Raw genomic sequence first — 22,606 nt, forward strand, 5'->3', positions numbered from 1 at the left:
TCTTCGGATCTACATCCTCAGACCTGTCGCCTGTGAAACCATTCAACCCGCCCAGTCCGGTATTCCATGATTAATCGCCGCCGCCACGAAAGCCGTGTGCAAAGTCAGGTTCAACGCCTGTTTCGGCAACTGGTACGCGAATGGGTGTGGATAAGTCTAGTGCTGTTGCCGCTGACTGCATTGTTGTCGTGGCGTGCGCAGGTCAATCTGCAGGAATCGGCACCGGCGATCGGCGCGATGCTGTCGGTCGCTCTGGTGGCTTGTGTGTTGGGGTTGCTGCTGTGGCGCCCTCGCCTGGCCATCTGGGTGACGCTCGGCGGGATTGCCTGTGTGCTGCTGACCAGTGCCGGCCTGGCGCAAATGCGCCTCTGGTGGTCACCGACACCGGCGGCGCTGGGCATGCTGTTTGGCTATCTGATCTGGAACTGGCGTCGGCTGAGTGTCGTACTCACGTACTTCGGCTGGGAGCTGTCACGGCTCGACAATGAACCGAAGGTGTTCCCCGAGCGACGCCGGGCGCAGTTTTCCAGCGCGGATCGCCTGCAGGGGCAGATCATGGCCCTTGAGCAAGCCATGAGCCGCACCCGCGATACTCGACGGTTCATAGCCGATGGGCTGGAGTACTTGCCGGTAGCGACGTTGATCAGCGATCCACGGGGGCAAATCCTGCTGGGCAATCGCAAGGCCCGGAGCCTGTTCGATCATCCTCTGGTGGGTGAGGATGTCCTCGACCAACTGGCGGGTCTGGGCTATCCGCAGTTGTCTACGGAACCGCGCCCGTCACTATCTGATTTACCTCTGCTGGAATTTCGCGACCCCAAGGAACGCAGCCTGCGTCTGGAACGCGCCGCATTGTTGCCAGTGGATGGAGATACGCCGATTGGCTGGCTGCTGAGCCTCACCGATCTGAGTGCCGAGCGCGCCGCCGAAGAACAGCGCAGCGTGTTGCTGCGTTTTCTCTCCCATGATTTGCGGGCCCCCCACTCGGCGATTCTCGCCCTTCTCGACGTCCATCGGCACCAGGCAGGGACCGATGCACCGTTGTTCGAGCAAATCGAACGTCAGGTGCGCCGCGCGCTGGAACTGACCGACGGTTTCGTATTGCTGGCCCGGGCCGAATCCGAGGCGTATCAGTTCCAGCCGACTCTGTTCGCGATGCTGGTGATGGACGTCCTGGACCAGGCACTGCCCATCGCCCAGCAAAAGCGTATCGAACTGCTGAACGAGATGGATGAGCAATCACAGGAACGTCTGGTGATGGCGGACCAGGGCTTGCTGACCCGGGCGCTGTTCAATCTGCTGGAAAACGCGATCAAGTACAGCCCGGTCGGCTCCACGGTCAGATTGCGCGTTCGCTGTCACGATGACTGGCTGCAATGTGAATTGACCGATCAGGGCAAAGGCATCGCTGCCGAAGAACTGCCCGAACTTTTCAGTCAGTACCGCCGTTTTTCTTCAGCCCAGGGTATCGATGGAGTGGGCCTGGGGCTATCGATGGTCAAGGCCGTGGTGGATCACCACAGTGGCCGGATCGAGTGTCTCAGCGTTGTCGATCAAGGCACGACATTTCGTCTGGCGTTACCGATGATTGCCGAAGAACAGGTATAAAAAAACCGGCTATATCAGCCGGTTTCCTTACTTCCGAAAAAAACTTATGCACCTTTTACGGCGTTTTAGCAGGTTCAGAAATATATAAGAAAATCAGTCACTTATTTATTATTTTCTGAACGTTGCCAACAAACCGTACACAGGTTATCCACAAAAATCAGACCGTCGCCTGATCGTGGGTAGCCGGTGCTTGTGGCGCCGGTGGCAGCGACCCCATTTCTCGCTGGGCCTGTTCGTTCCACGCCTGCACCCGGTCATTCAGATCGGCGATGGCGCGGGGGCCGGTGCCTTCGGCATACATCGGTTCACCGATGACTACGGTGATCACCCCCTGCTTTTTTCCCCAGCCGATTTTCGGCCAGAACTTGCCGGCGTTGTGCGCAACCGGCAACACGGGCAACTGCGCATTGACTGCCAGCGCGCTGCCACTGCGGGAGAACTTGCCGATGGTGCCGTGAGGTACACGAGTGCCTTCCGGGAAGATCAGCACCCAGACATTGTCCTTGAGCAGATCATCACCTTTTGCCGCCACCTGTTTGAGCGCGGCTTTCGGGTTGTCGCGGTCAATCGCGATCGGCCGCAGCATGGCCATCGCCCAGCCGAAGAACGGCACATACAGCAATTCGCGCTTGAGCACCTGGCTCAAGGGCGAGAAGTAAGCGGAGAGAAAGAACGTCTCCCAGGTGCTCTGATGGTTCGATTGAATCACGCAGGGCCGGTCAGGCACGTTTTGCGCGCCTTTGACTTCGTAACGGATACCCAGGAACACCTTGGTCAACCACAAGGCGCAGCGGCACCAGTACACATTGATGAAGCGATAGCGCGCCTTGAACGGCAGAAAGGGCGCGATAAAAAAGCTCAGGCTGCACCACAGCAAGGCGGTGGTACCCAGCAGCAGGTAAAAGAGGACAATTCTGATGGCCTGCAGTATCGACATGGCGACGTTTACCGTTACGGGCGATGCCCGACTGTTCAAGCGCACTCCCGATCAATCCCTGGTCAGGAACTTCAGAAGTACTCTAGTTGTGGATAAGTTCTGCGGCAATCGCCGCCAGATCGTCAAAAATCAGGGTGCCGACCGGAAGGGTCTTGCCCAGGGTCTTTTCGCCTTTCCCGGTCTTTACCAGAACGGGCTGTGAATCGACGGCTTTGGCAGCCTCCAGGTCACCAAGGCTGTCGCCGACGAACCAGACATTGGTCAGTGCCACGTTGTAATGCTGCGCAATGGTTTTCAGCATGCCGGGTTTCGGCTTGCGGCAGTCGCAACCCTCGTCCGGCCCGTGCGGGCAATACGCGATCAGCCCGACTTCACCGCCCTGCTCCGCCACCAGTTCGCGCAGGCGCGTGTGCATGGCGTCGAGGGTGGCGAGGTCGTAGTAGCCGCGAGCAATGCCCGACTGGTTGGTGGCGACCGCCACCGTCCAGCCGGCCTTGCTCAACTGCGCAATCGCTTCGATCGAACCGGGCAGCGGAATCCACTCCTCTACCGACTTGATGTAAGCGTCGGAGTCGTAATTGATCACTCCGTCCCGATCGAGAATCAGCAGTTTCAACAGCAATCCCTCAACCCAGCAGCGAAATGTCGGCAACGCCCAGGAACAGGCCACGCAGGCGCGCCAGCAGCGCGTAACGGTTGGCCCGCACATTGGCGTCTTCGGCATTGACCATCACGGCGTCGAAGAATGCGTCCACCGGCTCGCGCAGTGCAGCCAGACGTGCCAGCGATTCGTTGTACTGACGCGCCGCAGCCATTGGCTGTACCGCCTGGTCCGCCTGCTGGATCGCCGAGTACAGCGAGAACTCGTTGGCGTTGTCGAAGTACTTGGCCTGAACGTCGGTCGGCACCGAGCCTTCGACTTTGCTCAGCAGGTTCGACACCCGCTTGTTCACCGCCGCCAGCGCTGCCGCTTCCGGCAGTTTGCGGAAGGCCTGAACCGCTTGCACACGCTGGTCGAAGTCCAGCGCCGAACCTGGCTTCAGGGCACGTACCGACAGGTAGGTGGCGACATCCACGCCTTCATCTTCGTAACGCGCACGCAGACGGTCGAAGATGAATTCCAGCACCGCGTCGCTCAGGCCGGCAGCCTTGACCTTCGCGCCGAAGGAATTCACGGCGAACGCCACGGCGTCGTTCAGGTCCAGATCCAGTTGTTTCTCGATCAGGATCCGCAGCACGCCCAGTGCCGCACGGCGCAGGGCATACGGGTCCTTGCTGCCGGTCGGCAGCATGCCGATGCCGAAGATGCCGACCAGGGTGTCGAGCTTGTCGGCAATGGCCACGGCCGCACCGGTCAGGGTGGCTGGCAGTTCAGCGCCGGCACCGCGCGGCATGTACTGCTCGTTCAGCGCCAGGGCGACGTCTTCCGGCTCGCCGTCATTGAGGGCGTAGTAGTAGCCGGCGACACCTTGCATCTCCGGGAACTCGCCAACCATTTCGGTGGCCAGGTCGCACTTGGACAACAGGCCTGCACGGGCAGCCCACGAAGCGTTGCCGCCGATACGCGCCGCGATGTACGCAGCCAGTTTCGACACGCGCTCGGCCTTGTCGTAGACGCTGCCGAGCTTTTCCTGGAAGACCACGTTCTGCAGACGTTCGTTGAACACTTCGAGCTTCTGCTTCTTGTCCTGCTTGAAGAAGAACTCGGCGTCGGTCAGACGTGGGCGAACCACTTTCTCGTTACCGGCGATGATCTGCTGCGGGTCTTTGGATTCGATGTTGGCCACGGTGATGAAACGTGGCAGCAACTTGCCGTCGGCATCCAGCAGGCAGAAGTACTTCTGGTTGTCCTGCATGGTGGTGATCAGTGCTTCCTGCGGCACGTCGAGGAAGCGTTCCTCGAACGAGCACACCAGCGGCACCGGCCATTCGACCAGCGCGGTCACTTCGTCGAGCAACGCCGGCGGCACGATCGCGGTGCCTTCCTGACGGGTTGCCAGTTCTTCGGTGCGCTTGCTGATGATCTCGCGACGTTCGTTGGCGTCAGCCAGTACATAAGCGGCACGCAGGTCGGCCAGGTAGCTCGACGGCGAACCGATGCGCACGGCTTGCGGGTGGTGGAAACGGTGGCCACGGGATTCACGGCCGGCCTTCTGCGCGAGGATGGTGCAATCGATGACGTGGTCGCCGAGCAGCATCACCAGCCATTGGGTCGGACGTACGAACTCTTCCTTGCGTGCACCCCAACGCATGCGTTTCGGGATCGGCAGATCGTTCAGCGAGTCTTCGACGATGGTCGGCAGCAGACTGGCGGTCGGCTTGCCGGCGATGTTCTGGCTGTAGCGCAGTTTCGGACCGCTCTGGTCGATTTCGCTCAGCTCGACGCCGCATTTCTTGGCGAAGCCCAATGCAGCCTGGGTCGGATTGCCTTCGGCATCGAACGCGGCCTGACGTGGCGGGCCGTCGAGGTTGATGCTGCGATCCGGCTGCTGGGTGTCCAGCTTGGTGATCAACACGGCCAGACGACGTGGCGCGGCGTAGACAGCCTTGGACTCGTAGCTCAGACCGGCAGTCTGCAGGCCCTTTTCGATACCGGCCAGAAACGCTTCGGCCAGGATGTTCAGGGCTTTGGGTGGCAGTTCTTCGGTGCCCAGTTCAACCAGAAAATCTTGAGCACTCATTGTGCAGCCTCCAGCTTGGCCAGTACTTCGTCACGCAGATCCGGGGTTGCCATCGGGAAGCCCAACTTGGCGCGGGCCAGCAGGTAGGCTTGGGCGACGGAACGCGCCAGGGTGCGAACGCGCAGAATGTATTGCTGACGCGCGGTCACCGAGATCGCCCGGCGCGCATCCAGCAGGTTGAAGGTGTGCGAGGCCTTCAGAACCATTTCGTAGCTTGGCAACGGCAGCGGCTGGTCAAGTTCGATCAGGCGCTTGGCTTCGCTTTCATAGAAATCGAACAGTTCGAACAGCTTGTCGACGTTGGCGTGCTCGAAGTTGTAGGTGGATTGCTCCACTTCGTTCTGGTGGAACACGTCGCCGTAGGTCACCTTGCCGAACGGACCGTCGGCCCAGACCAGGTCGTAGACCGAGTCCACGCCTTGCAGGTACATGGCCAGACGCTCGAGGCCGTAGGTGATCTCGCCGGTCACCGGGTAGCACTCGATGCCGCCCGCCTGCTGGAAGTAGGTGAACTGGGTCACTTCCATGCCGTTGAGCCAGACTTCCCAGCCCAGACCCCAGGCGCCGAGGGTCGGCGATTCCCAGTTGTCTTCGACGAAGCGGATGTCATGGACCAGCGGGTCCAGGCCGACATGCTTGAGGGAGCCCAGGTACAGTTCCTGGAAGTTGTCCGGGTTCGGCTTCAGGACCACCTGGAACTGATAGTAGTGCTGCAGACGGTTCGGGTTTTCGCCGTAACGGCCGTCAGTCGGACGGCGGCTTGGCTGTACGTACGCGGCGTTCCAGGTTTCCGGGCCGATGGCACGCAGGAATGTCGCGGTGTGGAAAGTGCCGGCGCCTACTTCCATATCGTAGGGCTGAAGTACCACACAACCTTGCTCGGCCCAGTATTGCTGGAGCGCGAGGATCAAGTCTTGGAAGGTACGCACGGCTGGCGTAGGCTGGCTCACGAAATTCACCTGTTTCTTGGGCTGCGATTTAAAGAGCGGGAGTATACCCGATTCAGTCGCACCTCCACCCCCTGGAGCCTTATGCCACGCTGCTTTTGGTGCAACGATGATCCGCTGTACATGGCTTACCACGATCAGGAGTGGGGTACGCCGCTACGCGACGCGCAGGGATTGTTCGAGTTGCTTTTGCTCGAAGGGTTCCAGGCCGGGCTTTCCTGGATCACCGTGCTGCGCAAGCGCGAGCGATATCGCGAGGTGTTGTACGGCTTCGACGTACAGCGCGTGGCGCAGATGAGCGACGCGGAAATCGATGAGTTGATGCTCGATCCGGGGATCATCCGCAACCGTCTCAAGCTCAATGCCGCCCGGCGCAACGCTCAGGCGTGGCTGGAACTGGATGACCCGGTGGCGTTCCTCTGGTCGTTTGTGGATAACCGCCCGATCATCAATCATTTCAAGGATCGCAGCGAAGTTCCGGCCATTACCCCGCAAGCCGTGGCCATGAGCAAAGGCCTGAAAAAGGCCGGTTTCACCTTCGTCGGCCCGACCATTTGTTATGCCCTGATGCAGGCTTCGGGCATGGTCATGGATCACACTCAGGATTGCGACCGCTACGCGCAGCTGGTCAACGGCGGTTAGAATGGCCGCCTCGCGCACAGCACAAGATCAGGAGTGACCTGTGGAAAAGTTTAAAGGCGCCATGCTGGTCGGCGCTCTGCGGCTGTTTGCCATGCTTCCGTGGCGGGCCGTGCAGGCCGTGGGTTCGGCGATCGGCTGGATCATGTGGAAAACCCCCAACCGTTCCCGCGATGTGGTGCGGATCAACCTCGCCAAATGTTTTCCACAGATGGACCCGGCCGAACGTGAGCGTCTGGTGGGGCAGAGTCTGAAAGACATCGGCAAGTCCCTGACCGAAAGCGCCTGCGCCTGGATCTGGCCGGCCCAGCGTTCCATTGATCTGGTACGCGAAGTCGAAGGCCTCGACATCCTCAAGGAGGCGCTGGCGTCGGGCAAAGGCGTGGTCGGCATCACCAGCCACCTGGGCAACTGGGAAGTGCTCAACCACTTTTATTGCAGCCAGTGCAAACCGATCATTTTCTATCGTCCGCCGAAGCTCAAGGCTGTGGATGAATTGCTGCGCAAGCAGCGGGTGCAACTAGGCAACCGTGTGGCGGCGTCGACCAAGGAAGGCATCCTCAGTGTCATCAAGGAGGTGCGCAAGGGCGGTCAGGTGGGGATTCCGGCGGACCCGGAGCCGGCTGAATCCGCCGGGATCTTCGTGCCGTTCTTCGCCACCCAGGCCCTGACCAGCAAGTTCGTGCCGAACATGCTCGCCGGTGGCAAGGCTGTCGGGGTATTCCTGCACGCCCTGCGTCTGCCGGACGGTTCCGGTTACAAAGTGATTTTGGAAGCGGCGCCGGAAGCCATGTACAGCACCGATACCGAAACCTCCTGCGCCGCAATGAGCCAGGTGGTCGAGCGTTACGTGGCGGCTTATCCGAGCCAGTACATGTGGAGCATGAAACGCTTCAAGAAGCGCCCGCCGGGCGAAGCGCGCTGGTACTGATCCACGCGTTCATCTGTGGATAATCTCGCCTGCGAGGTTATCCACAGATTTCACGGCTTTTGCCGATCCAGCTTCTTCAGAAACACCGTCATTTCCTTTTCGGCCTGCTTGTCGCCATGAGCCCGGGCCGCTTCCAGTCCCTGCTCCCAGGCCTGTCGCGCAGCCGCCGTGTCGCCCAGTGCCAACTGCGCCTTGCCCAGCAGTTTCCAGGCCGCCGAATACTTCGGATCGAAACCGACGCAATGCTGAAAATGTTCGGCTGCCTTTGCATTTTCCCCCTGATCCAGATAGCCCTTGCCGAGGCCGAAGCGCAGCAATGAGTTATCCACACCCTTGGCGAGCATTTTTTCCAGGGATTCGATCATCGGTTTCGCCTCGAAGTCGGTCAGAAAAAACTCAGTCCCACGTGGAACAGCTTCTCCACATCGCGGATATACTTTTTATCCACAAGGAACAGAATCACATGGTCACCCGCGGCGATGACCGTATCGCCGTGGGCGATGATCACTTCTTCATCGCGAATGATTGCGCCGATAGTCGTGCCCGGAGGCAGGGCGATGTTCTCGATGGCCTTGCCGATGACCTTGCTCGACTTCGAATCACCATGGGCCACCGCTTCGATGGCTTCCGCCGCACCACGGCGCAGGGAGTGCACGCTGACGATATCGCCACGGCGCACATGGGCCAGCAAGGTGCCGATGGTCGCCAGTTGCGGGCTGATGGCGATGTCGATGTCGCCGCCCTGGATCAGGTCGACGTAGGCCGGGTTGTTGATGATCGTCATCACCTTCTTCGCCCCCAGACGCTTGGCCAGCAGCGATGACATGATGTTGGCCTCGTCATCGTTGGTCAGCGCGAGAAAGATGTCGGCGTCGGCGATGTTCTCTTCCAGCAGCAGGTCGCGATCCGACGCACTGCCCTGCAGCACCACGGTGCTGTCGAGGGTGTCGGAAAGGTAGCGGCACCGCGCCGGGTTCATCTCGATGATCTTCACCTGGTAACGGCTTTCGATGGCCTCGGCCAGGCGCTCGCCGATCTGCCCGCCGCCGGCAATGACGATGCGTTTGTAGGTTTCGTCGAGGCGGCGCATTTCGCTCATCACGGCGCGAATGTTCTCACGGGCGGCGATGAAAAAGACTTCGTCGTCGGCCTCGATCACCGTGTCGCCCTGAGGAAGAATCGGGCGGTCGCGTCGGAAAATGGCGGCAACCCGTGTCTCGACATTCGGCATGTGTTCGCGCAACTGACGCAGTTGCTGCCCCACCAGCGGCCCGCCGTAGTAGGCGCGTACTGCCACCAGTTGCGCCTGGCCTTCGGCGAAGTCGATCACCTGCAAGGCGCCGGGATGTTGGATCAGGCGTTTGATGTAGTTGGTGACCACTTGCTCGGGGCTGATCAACACGTCGACCGGAATCGCTTCGTTCTGGAACAGCTGTTCTTCGCGGGTCAGGTACGAAGCTTCACGCACGCGGGCGATCTTGGTCGGCGTGTGGAACAGGGTGTGGGCGACCTGACAGGCGACCATGTTGGTTTCGTCGCTGTTGGTCACGGCCACCAGCATGTCGGCGTCGTCGGCGCCGGCCTGGCGCAACACGCTCGGCAGCGAGCCTCGGCCCTGTACGGTGCGGATATCGAGACGGTCGCCGAGGTCGCGCAGACGGTCGCCATCGGTGTCGACCACGGTGATGTCATTGGCTTCGCTGGCCAGGTGTTCGGCCAGCGAACCGCCGACCTGCCCCGCGCCGAGGATGATGATTTTCAACCCGTCACTCCATTGAATCCGTTTAGCCGCGCGCGGCGGCGATCTTGATCAGCTTGGCGTAGTAGAACCCGTCATGCCCACCCTGCCGGGCCAGCAATTGGCGACCATGAGGTTGTTTGATCCCGGCCTGGGTGGCCAGATCCAGTTCCCGGGCGCCCGGCGTGCGCTCAAGGAACGCGGCAATGACTTCGGTGTTCTCGGTCGGCAAGGTCGAGCAGGTGGCGTAGAGCAGGATGCCGCCCACTTCGAGGGTTTTCCACATGGCGTCGAGCAGTTCGCCTTGCAGTTGCGCGAGGGCGGCGATGTCGTCGGCCTGGCGGGTCAGCTTGATGTCCGGATGACGGCGGATCACCCCGGTGGCCGAACACGGCGCGTCCAGGAGGATGCGCTGGAACGGTTGGCCGTCCCACCATACGGAGGTGTCGCGCCCGTCGGCGGCAATCAGTTCGGCGCTCAGGCCAAGGCGTTCGAGGTTTTCCTTCACCCGTACCAGCCGCTTGGCTTCCAGATCCACCGCCACGACACCGGCCAGCGCCGGTTCGGCTTCAAGGATGTGGCAAGTCTTGCCGCCCGGCGCACAGCAGGCATCCAGTACCCGTTGGCCCGGTGCGAGATCGAGCAGGTCGGCGGCCAATTGCGCGGCTTCGTCCTGCACGCTGATCCAGCCTTCGGCGAAGCCCGGCAGGCTGCGCACGTCAGCGGCGGCATCCAGCACGATGCCGTCGCGGCTGAAGGTGCAAGGCTGCGCGGCGATACCCGCTTGCGTCAGCAGGCCGAGGTAGGCGTCACGGCTGTGATGACGGCGGTTGACCCGCAGGATCATCGGCGGATGGGCGTTGTTGGCTTCGCAAATGGCTTCCCATTGTTCAGGCCAGAAAGCCTTCAGGGATTTTTGCAGCCAGCGCGGGTGGGCGGTGCGTACCACCGGGTCGCGTTCCAGTTCGGCGAAGATCGTCTCATGATCGCGCTGGGCATTGCGCAGCACGGCATTGAGCAGACCTTTGGCCCACGGTTTTTTCAGCTTGTCGGCGCAACCGACGGTTTCGCCAATGGCGGCGTGCGGCGGGACGCGGGTATAGAGCAACTGATAGAGGCCGACCAGCAGCAGCGCCTCGACATCGGCATCCGCCGCCTTGAACGGCTTCTGCAACAGTTTTTCCGCCAGTGCCGACAAGCGTGGTTGCCAGCGGGCAGTGCCGAACGCCAGATCCTGCGTGAAACCGCGGTCGCGGTCTTCGACCTTGTCCAGTTGTGCCGGCAGGGAGCTGTTGAGCGAAGCCTTGCCGCTCAGGACAGCGGCGAGTGCCTTGGCGGCGGCCAGACGCGGGTTCATGGCGCGTCCACCGCTGCACCCAGTACGGTGCCGATGGCGAATTTCTCACGACGGCTGTTGAACAGATCGCTGAAGTTCAGTGCCTTGCCACCGGGCAATTGCAGGCGGGTCAGGCACAGCGCCTGTTCGCCACAGGCGACCAGCAGACCGTCCTTGCTGGCGCCAAGGATGGTGCCCGGCGCGCCTTTGCCTTCGGCCAGCGTCGCCGCCAGCACTTTCAATGCTTCGCCGTTGAGCGTGCTGTGGGTGATCGGCCATGGGTTGAAGGCGCGGACCAGTCGTTCCAGCTCGATGGCCGGGCGGCTCCAGTCGATGCGGGCTTCGTCCTTGTTCAGTTTGTGGGCGTAGGTGGCGAGGTCATCGTTCTGCACTTCGCCTTCCAGGGTGCCGGCGGCGAGCCCGGCAATCGCCTGCACGACGGCGGGCGGGCCCATTTCGGCGAGGCGGTCGTGGAGGCTGCCGCCGGTGTCTTCGGCGCTGATCGGGGTCACGACCTTGAGCAGCATCGGCCCTGTGTCCAGGCCGGCTTCCATGCGCATCACGGTCACGCCACTTTCGGCGTCACCTGCTTCAACAGCGCGCTGGATCGGTGCTGCCCCGCGCCAGCGTGGCAGCAGCGAGGCGTGGCTGTTGATACAACCCAGACGCGGAATATCCAGCACCGCTTGCGGCAGGATCAGGCCGTAGGCGACCACCACCATCAAGTCCGGTTTCAATGCCGCGAGTTCGGCTTGAGCGTCGGCATTGCGCAGGGTCGGCGGCTGCAACACCTGGATATTATTTTCCAGGGCGAGTTGTTTGACCGGGCTCGGCATCAGTTTTTGTCCGCGACCGGCCGGACGATCCGGTTGGGTGTAGACGGCGACGATCTCGTAAGGGCTGTCCAGCAGGGCCTTGAGATGTTCGGCGGCGAATTCCGGGGTACCGGCAAAAACGATGCGCAATGGCTCAGTCATGGGGGGAATCTCGTAAAAAGAAAAAGGCTTGCCGCGGCAAGCCTTTGGAGAGGGGCATCAAGCGTTCTGGCGGTGCTGCTTTTCCAGTTTCTTCTTGATCCGGTCGCGTTTGAGCGTGGACAGGTAATCGACGAACAGCTTGCCGTTGAGGTGGTCGCATTCGTGCTGGATGCACACCGCGAGCAGGCCTTCAGCGATCAGTTCGTATGGCTGGCCGTCACGGTCCAGCGCCTTGATCCTGACCTTCTGCGGGCGGTCGACGTTTTCGTAGAAGCCCGGCACCGAGAGGCAGCCTTCCTGATATTGCTCCATTTCGTCGGTCAGCGGTTCGAACTCGGGATTGATGAACACCCGAGGTTCGGTGCGGTCTTCGGAAAGGTCCATCACGACAATACGTTTGTGCACGTTGACCTGGGTCGCGGCAAGGCCGATGCCCGGCGCTTCATACATTGTTTCAAACATGTCATCGACCAGTTGACGCACTTCGTCGTCCACTACGGCCACAGGTTTGGCGATAGTGCGCAGACGCGGGTCCGGAAATTCGAGGATGTTCAAAATGGCCATAAGCTTGATTGCTGCACGTGTGAGGTAAAGTCGGGTCGATGGCCTGGCGGGTCCGAAGATGCAGGCTACCGTTGTGAAACGTAGCGCCTTGCTTTTCAGCATAGAGCAGGGAGCGAGCCACGGGGGCTCTGGCGTTTCACGCGAACGCACATGATAAAGGGATTCACCGCATGAGGAAATCACTACTCGCCCTGCTGTTTCTGGCCTCGGCCGGCACCGCATACGGGCAAGTGCAACTCAAGGAAGGTTTTCCACAGCAATACACGGTGGTTTCGGGGGATACACTCTGGGACATATCCGGCAAATATCTGCGCGAACCCTGGCAGTGGCCACAACTGTGGCGGGCCAATCCGCAGATCGAAAACCCCAACCTGATCTATCCGGGCGACACCCTGACGCTCAGTTACGTCAACGGCCAGCCACGTCTGACCCTCAATCGCGGGGCGTCGCGCGGCACCATCAAACTGTCGCCCAGGATTCGCAGCAGCCCGGTGGCCGAGGCGATTCCGAGCATTCCGCTCAAATCCATCAACAGCTTTCTGCTGAGCAACCGCATCGTCGACAAGGTCGAGGACTTCGACAAGGCGCCGTACATCGTCGCCGGCGATGCGGAGCGCGTGCTCAGCGGCACCGGCGACCGGATCTTCGCCCGTGGCCATTTCGATCCGGGCCAGCCGGTCTACGGCATCTTCCGTCAGGGCAAGGTCTATACCGATCCTCAGACCAAGGAGTTCCTGGGGATCAACGCCGACGATGTCGGCGGCGGTGAAATCGTCGCCACCGAAGGCGACGTCGCCACCCTCGCCCTGCAACGCACGACCCAGGAAGTACGCCTCGGCGACCGTCTGTTCGGTGGCGAAGAGCGTTCGATCAACTCGACCTTCATGCCCAGTGCTCCCGCCACCGACATCAACGGCCTGATCATCGATGTGCCGCGTGGCGTCACGCAGATCGGCGCGATGGACGTGGTGACTCTCAACAAGGGCAAGCGCGACGGGCTCGCCGAGGGCAATGTGCTGGTGGTGATGAAAACCGGGGAAACCGTACGCGACCGGATCACCGGTCAGCCGCTGAAAATCCCCGATGAACGTGCCGGATTGCTGATGGTGTTCCGTACCTACGACAAGCTCAGTTACGGGCTCGTCCTGAACGCGTCGCGCTCGCTGGCAGTGCTGGACAAGGTGCGAAATCCTTAGCTGACTTCACAAGTTACCAACAGAGTTATCCACAGCTTGTTCCGAAGGGTTCGGGGCAAATGACGATCAAGGATGATCCATGATGATGCCTGTCTGTATGCCGGTTTCCCCGGCGGAACTGGAGGCGCGTTTGCGCCTGCACCGCCTGCCGGAAATCGGCCCGAAACGTTTTGCCCGATTGCTCGAAGCGTTCGGCTCTGCGTCCAAGGCCCTCAGCGCGCCGGCCAGTGCCTGGCGCTCGCTGGGATTGCCGGTGGCGAGCGCCGAAGCTCGCCGCTGTCCTGACGTACGCGACGGCGCCAGCCACGCACTGCGCTGGCTAGAGCGGCCACAGCAGCATCTGTTGATGTGGGACCAGGCGGATTACCCGGCGTTGCTGGCGCAGATTCCTGATCCACCGCCCTTGCTGTTTGTCGCCGGGGATCCCGCCATTCTGGAAAAACCGCAGTTGGCGATGGTCGGCAGCCGACGCGCTTCGCGTCCGGGCATGGACACAGCCGCCGCGTTTTCCCGGAGTCTGGCCGGAGCCGGTTTCGTCATCACCAGTGGCCTGGCCCTGGGGATCGATGCAGCGGCCCATCAGGCGGCGGTGGACGTCGGCGGGCAGACTGTCGGCGTACTGGGCACCGGGCTGGAAAAATTTTACCCACAGCGCAATCGACGACTGGCGGACGCGATGATTGCCTCTGGCGGCGCGGTGCTTTCGGAGTTTCCACTGGACGCCGGACCGACGGCGAGCAACTTCCCCAGGCGTAACCGGATCATCAGCGGTTTGTCCCTCGGCGTGCTGGTGGTCGAGGCCAGTGTGGCCAGCGGCTCGCTGATCACGGCGCGACTGGCGGCGGAACAGGGCCGCGAGGTTTACGCGATTCCGGGGTCGATCCACCATCCCGGTGCGCGCGGATGCCACCAGTTGATCCGTGACGGCGCTGTGCTGGTGGAGACCGTCGAACACATCCTCGAAGCCCTGCGTGGCTGGCAGCGCCTGCCGATGTCCGCAACCGCTCCGGATCCCGACAGCCCGTTGCTGCGCCTGCTTCATGCGGCACCACACACCAGCGAAGGGCTGGCCGAGAGCAGTGGCTGGGCGTTGCCCAAAGTGCTGGCGGCACTGACCGAACTGGAGATGGAGGGGCGAGCGGTGTGCGAAAACGGTCGCTGGTTTGCACGGGCAAGCTAGGTTTTACATTGAAGATCGGTAAACTGCGCGAAACCTGTTTGCGGAGAGTTTTTTCATGGTCAACAGTTGGCGTGTGCAACAAGCCGCACGAGAGATTCGCGCCGGGGCGGTGATTGCCTATCCAACCGAAGCCGTCTGGGGGCTGGGGTGCGATCCATGGAATGAAGAAGCGGTGGATCGCCTTTTGGCGATCAAGAACCGTTCGGTGGACAAGGGACTGATTCTGGTCGCCGACAACATTCGGCAGTTCGATTTCCTGTTCGAGGATTTCCCCCAGGACTGGATCGACCGCATGGCCAGTACCTGGCCGGGTCCGAACACCTGGCTGGTGCCGCATCAGAACCTGTTGCCGGAGTGGGTGACCGGTGTGCATGACACCGTGGCACTGCGGGTCAGCGATCATCCGCAGGTGCGGGATCTGTGCTCGCTCGTGGGGCCGCTGATTTCGACGTCGGCCAACCCGCAGGGACGGCCGGCGGCGAAGAGTCGCTTGCGGGTCGAGCAGTATTTTCGCGGGCAGGTCGATCTGGTGCTGGGCGGCATGCTGGGCGGGCGCAAGAACCCGAGCCTGATCCGCGACCTGGCAACCGGCAAGGTCGTGCGCCCGGCCTGATACCGTGGTGATTTGTGGCGAGGGAGCAAACGCCCTCGCCTCCTTCGGGCTATGGCAACAGAATGGTCGAGCCAGTGGTACGCCGCGCCGCCAACTCGGTCTGCGCCTTCGCCGCATCCGCCAGTGGATAACGCTGACCGATATCCACTTTCAGCTTGCCGCTGGTGATCATCCCGAACAGCTCATCCGCCATGCGCTGCAGGTTCTCGGCGTTGTTGGCGTAGGTCGCCAGGGTTGGCCGGGTGACGTACAGCGAGCCTTTCGCCGCCAGAATGCCCAGATTGACCCCGTCCACCGCGCCGGACGCATTGCCGAAACTCACCAGTAGCCCCCGTGGTGCCACGCAGTCCAGAGAGGCGAGCCAGGTGTCCTTGCCGACGCCGTCGTAGACGACCGGGACTTTCTTCCCGTCGGTCAATTCCAGCACTCGTTGCGCGACATTTTCGTGGCTGTAATCGATGGTTTCCCAGGCGCCGTGGGCCTTGGCCAGTTCGGCTTTGGCTTGCGAGCTGACGGTGCCGATCAACTTCACGCCCAGAGCTTTCGCCCATTGGCAGGCAAGCAAACCGACGCCGCCGGCCGCCGCGTGAAACAGAATGGTTTCGCCACCCTTGAGTTCATAAGTCTGGCGCAGCAGGTACTGCACGGTCAGACCCTTGAGCATTACGCCCGCTGCGGTTTCGAAGCTGATGGCGTCCGGCAGGTGCACCAGATTCGCTTCGGGCAGGACATGCACGTCGCTGTACGCGCCCAGCGGACCGCTGCCGTACGCCACGCGGTCACCGACCTTGAACCGGGTAACCGCGCTGCCCACGGCCTCGACGATGCCCGCGCCTTCCGCACCCACACCCGACGGCAATGCCGGCGGCGCATACAGCCCGCTGCGATAGTAGGTGTCGATGAAGTTAAGGCCGATGGCCTTGTTGCTCACGCGGACCTGCTGCGGGCCGGGCTCTGCGGGCTGGTAATCAACGTATTCGAGCACTTCGGGGCCGCCATGGGCGCGGAACTGGATTCGCTTGGCCATCTGCCTACTCCTCGGGACGATTCGGAAGGCCCCTATCGAACTCCCCTGCTTGATCTTCGTCAACTGCGGCGTGCCGGCCTGCGATGGTATGCTACGCGCCCATTTGCGCCGCCCCTCGCCCACGGGGCGATGCCCGATCCAAGGTGATGCCATGACGACCCGCACCGATGCCGTAAAGGCCTATCTGCTCGACCTGCAAGACCGCATCTGCGCGGCGCTGGAATCCGAAGACGGCGGCACACGCTTCGTCGAAGACGCCTGGACCCGTGCGGCCGGCGGTGGCGGTCGCACCCGGGTGATCGAGAACGGTACGGTGATCGAAAAGGGCGGCGTGAACTTTTCCCACGTCTTCGGCAGCGGTCTGCCGCCGTCCGCCAGCGCCCATCGTCCGGAGCTGGCCGGGCGCGGTTTCGAAGCCCTTGGCGTGTCGCTGGTGATCCATCCGCACAACCCGCATGTGCCGACGTCCCACGCCAATGTGCGTTTTTTCATCGCCGAGAAGGAAGGCGAAGAACCGGTCTGGTGGTTCGGCGGTGGCTTTGACCTGACCCCGTACTATGGCAACGAAGAAGATTGCATCCACTGGCACCGCGTCGCCGAGCAGGCCTGTGCGCCGTTCGGTGCGGACGTCTACCCGCGCTACAAGGCCTGGTGCGACACCTATTTCCACATCAAGCATCGTCATGAACCACGGGGCATCGGCGGTCTGTTCTTCGATGACCTGAACGAATGGGATTTCGACACCAGTTTCGCTTTCATGCGTGCCATCGGCGATGCCTATATCGACGCTTACCTGCCGATCGTGCAGCGTCGCAAGAATGATGCGTTCACCGCCAAACAGCGTGAGTTCCAGGAATTCCGTCGCGGTCGCTACGTCGAGTTCAACCTGGTTTACGACCGTGGCACCCTGTTCGGTCTGCAATCGGGCGGGCGTACCGAATCGATTCTGATGTCGCTGCCGCCGCAGGTGCGCTGGGCCTATGACTGGAAGGCCGAACCGGGCAGTGAAGAAGCACGCCTGACCGACTACTTCCTGCAAGACCGCGACTGGCTGGCCCAGGCCTGAGGATTTCTGATGGATCGTTACGTCGTTTTCGGTAACCCGATCGGCCACAGCAAGTCGCCGATGATTCACAGGCTGTTCGCCGAGCAGACCGGGCAGAGCCTCGATTACAGCACCCTTCTGGCGCCGCTCGACGACTTTTCCGGCAGCGTCACGGCGTTTTTCCGCGAAGGTCGCGGCGCCAACGTGACCGTCCCGTTCAAGGAAGAGGCCTACCGCCTGGCCAACAGCCTGACCGACCGTGCCCAACGGGCGGGGGCAGTGAACACCCTGAGCAAACTCGCCGACGGCAGCCTGCTCGGGGATAACACCGACGGCGCCGGGCTGGTGCGGGACCTGACGGTCAACGCCGGGTTCAGCCTCACCGGCAAGCGCATCCTGCTGCTCGGAGCCGGTGGCGCGGTGCGTGGCGCACTGGAGCCGTTGCTGGCGGAGAAACCGGCCTCGGTGATCATTGCCAACCGTACCGTGGACAAGGCTGAGCGGCTGGCCGAGCTGTTCTGCGATCTGGGGCCGGTGTCGGCCAGCGGTTTCGACTGGCTGCGCGAGCCGGTGGACGTGATCATCAACGCCACCTCCGCCAGCCTCAGCGGCGACGTGCCGCCCATTGCTGCGAGCCTGATCGAACCGGGCAAGACCCTGTGCTACGACATGATGTACGGCAAGGAGCCGACCGCGTTCTGCCGCTGGGCCAGCGAACAGGGCGCGGGCGTGGTGATGGATGGCTTGGGCATGCTGGCGGAACAGGCGGCGGAAGCGTTTTTCCTGTGGCGGGGCGTACGTCCCGACACGGCGCCGGTTCTGGCGGAACTGCGTCGTCAACTGGCGCTGTAAGCCACCGTCAGTCCTCGAAGCGGATCGGGCATTTCTCCGGCCCTTCGAGTTTGCGCAACTCCTCCACCACCTGCGGTCGCGCCTGACGCAAGGTCAGGCTGCGATCCTGGCGCAGCAGGCGCCGGGCTTCCTGATGGAGCATTTCCACGCCGGAATAGTCGATGAAGTTGATCTGCTGCGCCTCGATTACCACCCGTGTGCCGTGCATCCGTTGCAGGCGCACTTGCAGGTAGTGGCTGGCGCCGAAAAAGATCGATCCGCCGACCCGCAACACATCGTCATCGCCATCGCGCCAATGCTGCACTCTCGGCTGCGAAGTGCGCTTGAGGTAGAAAAACAGTGATGCCAGTACACCGGCGTAGATCGCCGTCTGCAATTCCAGCAGCAACGTGGCGACGCAGGTCAGGCCCATCACTACAAACTCGGCCCGACTGACCCGCAACAGCGCACGAATGCCGCGATGATCCACCAGTCCCCAGGCGATCAACAGGATGCTGCCGGCCATGGCCGGGATCGGAATGTGCGCGATCAGCCCTGCACCGAAAATCGCGAACAGCGCCACCCACAACGCCGAAAACACCCCGGCCAGCGGTGAACAGGCGCCGGCCTCATAGCTCAGTCCGGAACGGGTGAACGAACCGGCGGACAACGAGCCCGAAAAGAACGCTCCGACGATGTTGGAAAGCCCTTGGGCGCGGACCTCCTGATTGGCATCGAGCAATTGTTGCGAGCGTGCGGCAATCGAGCGGGCAATCGACAGACTGGTGACCAGCCCGAGCATGCCCACCGCCACGGCGCTGGGCAGCAGCCTTAAAACCAGATCCATATCCAGCGGCAATCCGCTGAACGGCGGCAGGCGCCCGACAAAGGCACTGACCAGATGAACATGGCCGAACATCGTCGGCCACATCCACACCATCAGACTGCCGAGGACCAGAGTTATCAACAATGTCGGCCAGCGTGGCAGCAGTTGCTTGAGCAATACGCCCACCACCACCGTAGCGGCGCCGAGGACAAGCGAGGGTTTATCCACAGCCCCGAGATGTCGCAGCAGATCCAGCAGGCTGGCCAGCGCCGTCGCCCTGGCCGGCAGATCCAGCCCGAGCAAATTCGGCAATTGCCCGATGGCAATCACCACCGCCGCACCCAGGGTGAAACCCAGCACAACCGAGTGCGAGACGAAATTGACCAGCGCGCCGAAGCGCAGCAGGCCGAGCAGCCACTGAAAAATCCCCGCGAGAAATGTCAGCAGCAGGATCAGGGTGATGTAGTCCTGCGACGCCGGCACGGCGAGCGGACTGACGCTGGCGAACAGCACAATCGAAATCGCCGCCGTCGGCCCGCAGATCAGATGCCAGGACGAGCCCCAAAGGCAGGCGATCAGCACCGGAATGATCGCCGCATAGAGTCCGTACTCGGGTGGCAGACCGGCGATCAGGGCGTACGCAATCGACTGCGGCAGCGCGAGAATCGCACCGCTGAGGCCTACGATCAGGTCCCGCCCGACGCTGGCGCGGGTCTGCCGGGGCAGCCAGACCAGGAAAGGGAACAGTGAGCGGCGGCTGGGGAAGGCCATGGGTCCTCTCGGGTGAAATTTTACGCAAGCGTAACAGTACAGGGCTGATCATTGTGGCGAGGGAGCTTGCTCCCGCTGGGCTGCGTAGCAGTCCAAAAAACAGACAACGATGTATTTCTCACTGGCCGAGTCTGCGGGATCGGGAGTGCTGTGCACGCCAGCGGGAGCAAGCTCCCTCGCCACAAAGCGGAGGTAATGATTTACAGCCGGGCTTTTACAGCGGGCAACGCATCCTTCCCGTCCACGGTCTTCACGCCGTCGAGCCACTTCTCCAACACCCCCGGATTCGCCTTGATCCAGGCCTTCACCGCATCGGCATTGCTGATCTTCTTGTTCACCACGTCGGCCATGATGCTGTTCTCCATCTCCTGCGTGAACGAAAGATTGGTCAGCAATTTGCCCACATTCGGGCAGGCCTGTGCGTAGCCCTTGCGAGTCAGGGTGTAGACGCTGCCGGTGTCGCCGAAGTATTTCTCGCCACCCTTGAGGTAACGCATTTTCAGCTGCACGTTCATCGGGTGCGGAGTCCAGCCGAGGAAGGTGACGAATTTCTGTTTCTTCACCGCCCGCGAGACTTCGGCCAGCATTGCCTGTTCGCTGGACTCGACCAGCTTCCACTGACCCATGTCGAAATCGTTTTTCTTGATGATCTCCTGCAGCGAGATGTTCGCCGGAGCGCCTGAGCCGATGCCGTAGATCTTGCGATCGAACTTGTCGGCGAATTTGTTCAGGTCGGCAAAGTCATGCACACCGGCATCCCACACGTAGTCAGGCACGGCCAGGGTGAATTCGGTGCCGTCGAGGTTCTTCGCCAGTTGCGTGACATCGCCGGTGGCCACGAACTTGTCGTAGAAGCCCTGCTGCGCCGGCATCCAGTTGCCCAGGAAGACGTCGACCTGGCCGTCCTTCAAGCCGCCGAAAGTGATGGGCACCGCGAGCGTATCGACCTTGGCCTTGTAACCCATGCCGTCGAGCAGAAAGCCCGCGATGGCATTGGTCGCGGCAATGTCGCTCCAGCCGGGATCGGCCATTTTCACCGTGTCGCAGCTCTCGGCGAACGCGCTGGCACTGCCCAGCGCCAGCAGACTGACCGACACAACTGTGGATAACTTGACCATGGACTTCCCCTCGACGTTATTGGTTTTGGCAGGGTTGTGGATAACGGGCCTTGCGCTCCAGGTCATCAAGGTCGATGTGGTTGCGCATGTACTGCTGACTGGCGTCCACCAGCGGCTGGTGGTCCCAGCTCTTCAGTTTGCCGATCGTCAGCGCCTCGGCAACAAAACGCCGACGTCGCTGGCTTTCGAGCACTTCGCGATGAATGGCCGGAATGTTCCATCTGGCCCGCGCTTCGGCGAGAAAATCGTCGAACAGTTGGCGATGTTGCGGTGACTGGCTGAGTTCCTCTTCTTCGCGTGGATCGTTATCCACATCGAAAAGCAGACAAGGGTCGGTTTCGCTGTAAATAAATTTGAAAGCGCCCCGCCGGATCATCATCAGCGGACTGACGGTGCCTTCGGCCATGTATTCGCCGAACACTTCATCGTGACCGCCCTGCCCTCGCAGATGCGGCATCAGAGAGCGGCCATCCAGCGGCAGATCCGGTTCCAGGCTGCCACCTGCCAGTTCCACGAAGGTCGGCAACAGATCGGCGGTGGACACGGCAGCGCTCACACGGCCTGCATTGAACTGACCGGGCGCACTGATCAACAGGGGCACCCGCGCGGCCATTTCGAACCAATGCATTTTGTACCAGAGGCCTTTCTCACCCAGCATGTCGCCGTGGTCGCCGGAGAAGACGATGATGGTGTCGTCCGTCAGCCCACAATCGTCGAGGGTTTGCAGGAGTTTGCCGACGTTGGCGTCGATATAACTGCAGGCGCCGAAATAAGCCCGGCGCGCATCGCGAATCTTGTCCACAGGCAACGGCTTGCCCCACAGATCGTAGACCTTGAGCAAACGTTGCGAGTGCGGATCAAGTGAATGCTGATCCGGTGTGGTCGGAAGCGGGATATCCGCTTCGTCGTACAAATCCCAGAATGCCTTGGGAATCGTGTACGGATCGTGTGGGTGCGTCATTGAAACGGTCAGGCAGAACGGCTGGTCGCCGTCCTCGCGGATGTGGTCGAACAGGTATTGCTGCGCCTTGAACACCACCTCTTCGTCGAAATCGAGCTGATTGGTGCGCACACATGGCCCGGCCTGCAGCACCGAGGACATGTTGTGGTACCAGCTCGGCCGCACATCCGGCTGGTCCCAGTTCACCGCCCAGCCGTAGTCGGCCGGGTAGATATCGCTGGTCAGGCGCTCTTCGTAACCGTGCAGTTGATCGGGGCCGCAGAAGTGCATCTTGCCCGACAGCGCGGTGCGATAACCGAGGCGACGCAGGTAATGGGCATAGGTGGGAATATCGGCGGGAAAATCGGCGGCGTTGTCGTAGGCGCCGATCTTGCTTGGCAGTTGACCGCTGACTAGGGTGAAACGCGAAGGCGCGCACAGCGGACTGTTGCAATATGCGGCGTCGAACACCACGCCTTGTCCGGCGAGACGACTCAGGTTCGGCAGTTTGATTGGCGACGGGCCGTAGAAAGGCAACATTGGCGCGGCCATTTGATCGGCCATGATGAAGAGAATGTTCTTGCGCTTCATGTGATCGCGGCATTCCATAGTGAATATTTATGCGACATTGCTGCGATCGAGCATGGATTCCCCTCAATTTCCGGTAAAGCCCGCGCCGGACAATGACTAGGATAAGCACA

At 61.6% G+C, this 22,606-nt stretch carries 21 protein-coding genes; 8 read left to right on the plus strand and 13 right to left on the minus strand.

Annotated elements, in window-relative coordinates; all coding sequences use genetic code 11:
* The first annotated feature begins 66 nt into the window (after nucleotides 1–66).
* Complete coding sequence (locus NWV16_RS01030; RefSeq protein WP_260521637.1) at nucleotides 67–1,608, plus strand: sensor histidine kinase; 1,542 nt, start codon at nucleotides 67–69, stop codon at nucleotides 1,606–1,608.
* 157 nt (nucleotides 1,609–1,765) lie between these two features.
* On the opposite strand, the gene NWV16_RS01035 is transcribed toward NWV16_RS01030, so the two are convergent.
* The 4 genes from NWV16_RS01035 to glyQ form a co-directional block, all read right to left on the minus strand.
* Nucleotides 1,766–2,545, minus strand: coding sequence for a lysophospholipid acyltransferase family protein (locus NWV16_RS01035; protein ID WP_260521638.1), 780 nt, complete (start codon nucleotides 2,543–2,545; stop codon nucleotides 1,766–1,768).
* 82 nt (nucleotides 2,546–2,627) lie between these two features.
* The gene (gene gmhB, locus NWV16_RS01040; protein WP_260521639.1) at nucleotides 2,628–3,167 is read right to left on the minus strand and encodes a D-glycero-beta-D-manno-heptose 1,7-bisphosphate 7-phosphatase; all 540 of its coding nucleotides are present in this window, start codon (nucleotides 3,165–3,167) and stop codon (nucleotides 2,628–2,630) included.
* Between the two features lie 4 nt (nucleotides 3,168–3,171).
* A complete protein-coding gene (glyS, locus tag NWV16_RS01045) occupies nucleotides 3,172–5,226 on the minus strand; it encodes a glycine--tRNA ligase subunit beta (RefSeq protein WP_260521640.1) in 2,055 nt (684 codons plus the stop codon).
* Nucleotides 5,223–6,176, minus strand: coding sequence for a glycine--tRNA ligase subunit alpha (gene glyQ, locus NWV16_RS01050; RefSeq protein WP_003187265.1), 954 nt, complete (start codon nucleotides 6,174–6,176; stop codon nucleotides 5,223–5,225). The genes glyS and glyQ overlap by 4 nt, the downstream gene beginning before the upstream one ends.
* A gap of 81 nt (nucleotides 6,177–6,257) precedes the next feature.
* Between glyQ and NWV16_RS01055 the strand changes: the two genes are divergently transcribed.
* Together NWV16_RS01055 and NWV16_RS01060 are read left to right on the plus strand one after the other, a co-directional pair.
* Nucleotides 6,258–6,815 carry a DNA-3-methyladenine glycosylase I gene (locus NWV16_RS01055; RefSeq protein ID WP_065260137.1) on the plus strand — a complete coding sequence of 186 codons (558 nt, stop codon included), beginning with the start codon at nucleotides 6,258–6,260 and terminating at the stop codon, nucleotides 6,813–6,815.
* Nucleotides 6,816–6,855: 40 nt separating this feature from the next.
* Nucleotides 6,856–7,743: a lysophospholipid acyltransferase gene (locus NWV16_RS01060; RefSeq protein ID WP_260521641.1), complete on the plus strand. Its 888-nt coding sequence runs from the start codon at nucleotides 6,856–6,858 to the stop codon at nucleotides 7,741–7,743.
* Nucleotides 7,744–7,793: 50 nt separating this feature from the next.
* Here the strand turns inward: NWV16_RS01060 and NWV16_RS01065 are convergent, their stop codons facing one another.
* From NWV16_RS01065 to def, 5 genes are read right to left on the minus strand one after another with little or no spacing between them, the layout of a single operon-like run.
* A complete protein-coding gene (locus NWV16_RS01065) occupies nucleotides 7,794–8,108 on the minus strand; it encodes a tetratricopeptide repeat protein (RefSeq protein ID WP_260521642.1) in 315 nt (104 codons plus the stop codon).
* Between the two features lie 20 nt (nucleotides 8,109–8,128).
* Nucleotides 8,129–9,505: a Trk system potassium transporter TrkA gene (gene trkA, locus NWV16_RS01070; RefSeq protein ID WP_260521643.1), complete on the minus strand. Its 1,377-nt coding sequence runs from the start codon at nucleotides 9,503–9,505 to the stop codon at nucleotides 8,129–8,131.
* A 22-nt stretch (nucleotides 9,506–9,527) separates the two neighbouring features.
* Complete coding sequence (gene rsmB, locus NWV16_RS01075; RefSeq protein WP_260521644.1) at nucleotides 9,528–10,838, minus strand: 16S rRNA (cytosine(967)-C(5))-methyltransferase RsmB; 1,311 nt, start codon at nucleotides 10,836–10,838, stop codon at nucleotides 9,528–9,530.
* Complete coding sequence (gene fmt, locus NWV16_RS01080) at nucleotides 10,835–11,794, minus strand: methionyl-tRNA formyltransferase (protein WP_260521645.1); 960 nt, start codon at nucleotides 11,792–11,794, stop codon at nucleotides 10,835–10,837. Before fmt ends, rsmB begins: the two co-directional genes overlap by 4 nt.
* A 57-nt stretch (nucleotides 11,795–11,851) precedes the next feature.
* Nucleotides 11,852–12,358: a peptide deformylase gene (gene def / locus NWV16_RS01085; RefSeq protein ID WP_065260143.1), complete on the minus strand. Its 507-nt coding sequence runs from the start codon at nucleotides 12,356–12,358 to the stop codon at nucleotides 11,852–11,854.
* A 170-nt stretch (nucleotides 12,359–12,528) separates the two neighbouring features.
* Between def and NWV16_RS01090 the strand changes: the two genes are divergently transcribed.
* From NWV16_RS01090 to NWV16_RS01100, 3 genes are all read left to right on the plus strand, one after another.
* Nucleotides 12,529–13,554 carry a LysM peptidoglycan-binding domain-containing protein gene (locus NWV16_RS01090; protein ID WP_260521646.1) on the plus strand — a complete coding sequence of 342 codons (1,026 nt, stop codon included), beginning with the start codon at nucleotides 12,529–12,531 and terminating at the stop codon, nucleotides 13,552–13,554.
* A gap of 82 nt (nucleotides 13,555–13,636) precedes the next feature.
* Nucleotides 13,637–14,734, plus strand: a complete 1,098-nt coding sequence (dprA, locus tag NWV16_RS01095; RefSeq protein ID WP_260523601.1) for a DNA-processing protein DprA — start codon at nucleotides 13,637–13,639, stop codon at nucleotides 14,732–14,734.
* A 55-nt stretch (nucleotides 14,735–14,789) separates the two neighbouring features.
* Nucleotides 14,790–15,347 (plus strand): L-threonylcarbamoyladenylate synthase, encoded by a 558-nt coding sequence (locus tag NWV16_RS01100; RefSeq protein ID WP_065260146.1) that lies wholly within the window; start codon nucleotides 14,790–14,792, stop codon nucleotides 15,345–15,347.
* Between the two features lie 49 nt (nucleotides 15,348–15,396).
* On the opposite strand, the gene NWV16_RS01105 is transcribed toward NWV16_RS01100, so the two are convergent.
* Nucleotides 15,397–16,374, minus strand: a complete 978-nt coding sequence (locus tag NWV16_RS01105; RefSeq protein WP_260521647.1) for an NADPH:quinone reductase — start codon at nucleotides 16,372–16,374, stop codon at nucleotides 15,397–15,399.
* A gap of 151 nt (nucleotides 16,375–16,525) precedes the next feature.
* Here NWV16_RS01105 and hemF point away from each other — a divergent pair, with 151 nt between their 5' ends.
* On the plus strand, nucleotides 16,526–17,440 hold the full coding sequence (gene hemF, locus NWV16_RS01110) for an oxygen-dependent coproporphyrinogen oxidase (protein ID WP_260521648.1): 915 nt from the start codon (nucleotides 16,526–16,528) through the stop codon (nucleotides 17,438–17,440).
* A gap of 9 nt (nucleotides 17,441–17,449) precedes the next feature.
* A complete protein-coding gene (gene aroE / locus NWV16_RS01115) occupies nucleotides 17,450–18,271 on the plus strand; it encodes a shikimate dehydrogenase (protein WP_260521649.1) in 822 nt (273 codons plus the stop codon).
* 7 nt (nucleotides 18,272–18,278) lie between these two features.
* Here the strand turns inward: aroE and NWV16_RS01120 are convergent, their stop codons facing one another.
* The 3 genes from NWV16_RS01120 to betC form a co-directional block, all read right to left on the minus strand.
* Nucleotides 18,279–19,847, minus strand: coding sequence for a SulP family inorganic anion transporter (locus NWV16_RS01120; RefSeq protein WP_260521650.1), 1,569 nt, complete (start codon nucleotides 19,845–19,847; stop codon nucleotides 18,279–18,281).
* Nucleotides 19,848–20,047: 200 nt separating this feature from the next.
* The gene (gene choX / locus NWV16_RS01125) at nucleotides 20,048–20,965 is read right to left on the minus strand and encodes a choline ABC transporter substrate-binding protein (protein WP_260521651.1); all 918 of its coding nucleotides are present in this window, start codon (nucleotides 20,963–20,965) and stop codon (nucleotides 20,048–20,050) included.
* A gap of 16 nt (nucleotides 20,966–20,981) precedes the next feature.
* Nucleotides 20,982–22,496, minus strand: coding sequence for a choline-sulfatase (betC, locus tag NWV16_RS01130; RefSeq protein WP_260521652.1), 1,515 nt, complete (start codon nucleotides 22,494–22,496; stop codon nucleotides 20,982–20,984).
* Nucleotides 22,497–22,606 lie beyond the last annotated feature (110 nt).

This window comes from Pseudomonas sp. BW7P1 (assembly GCF_024981055.1).
In the GTDB taxonomy this organism is placed as follows: domain Bacteria; phylum Pseudomonadota; class Gammaproteobacteria; order Pseudomonadales; family Pseudomonadaceae; genus Aquipseudomonas; species Aquipseudomonas bananamidigenes.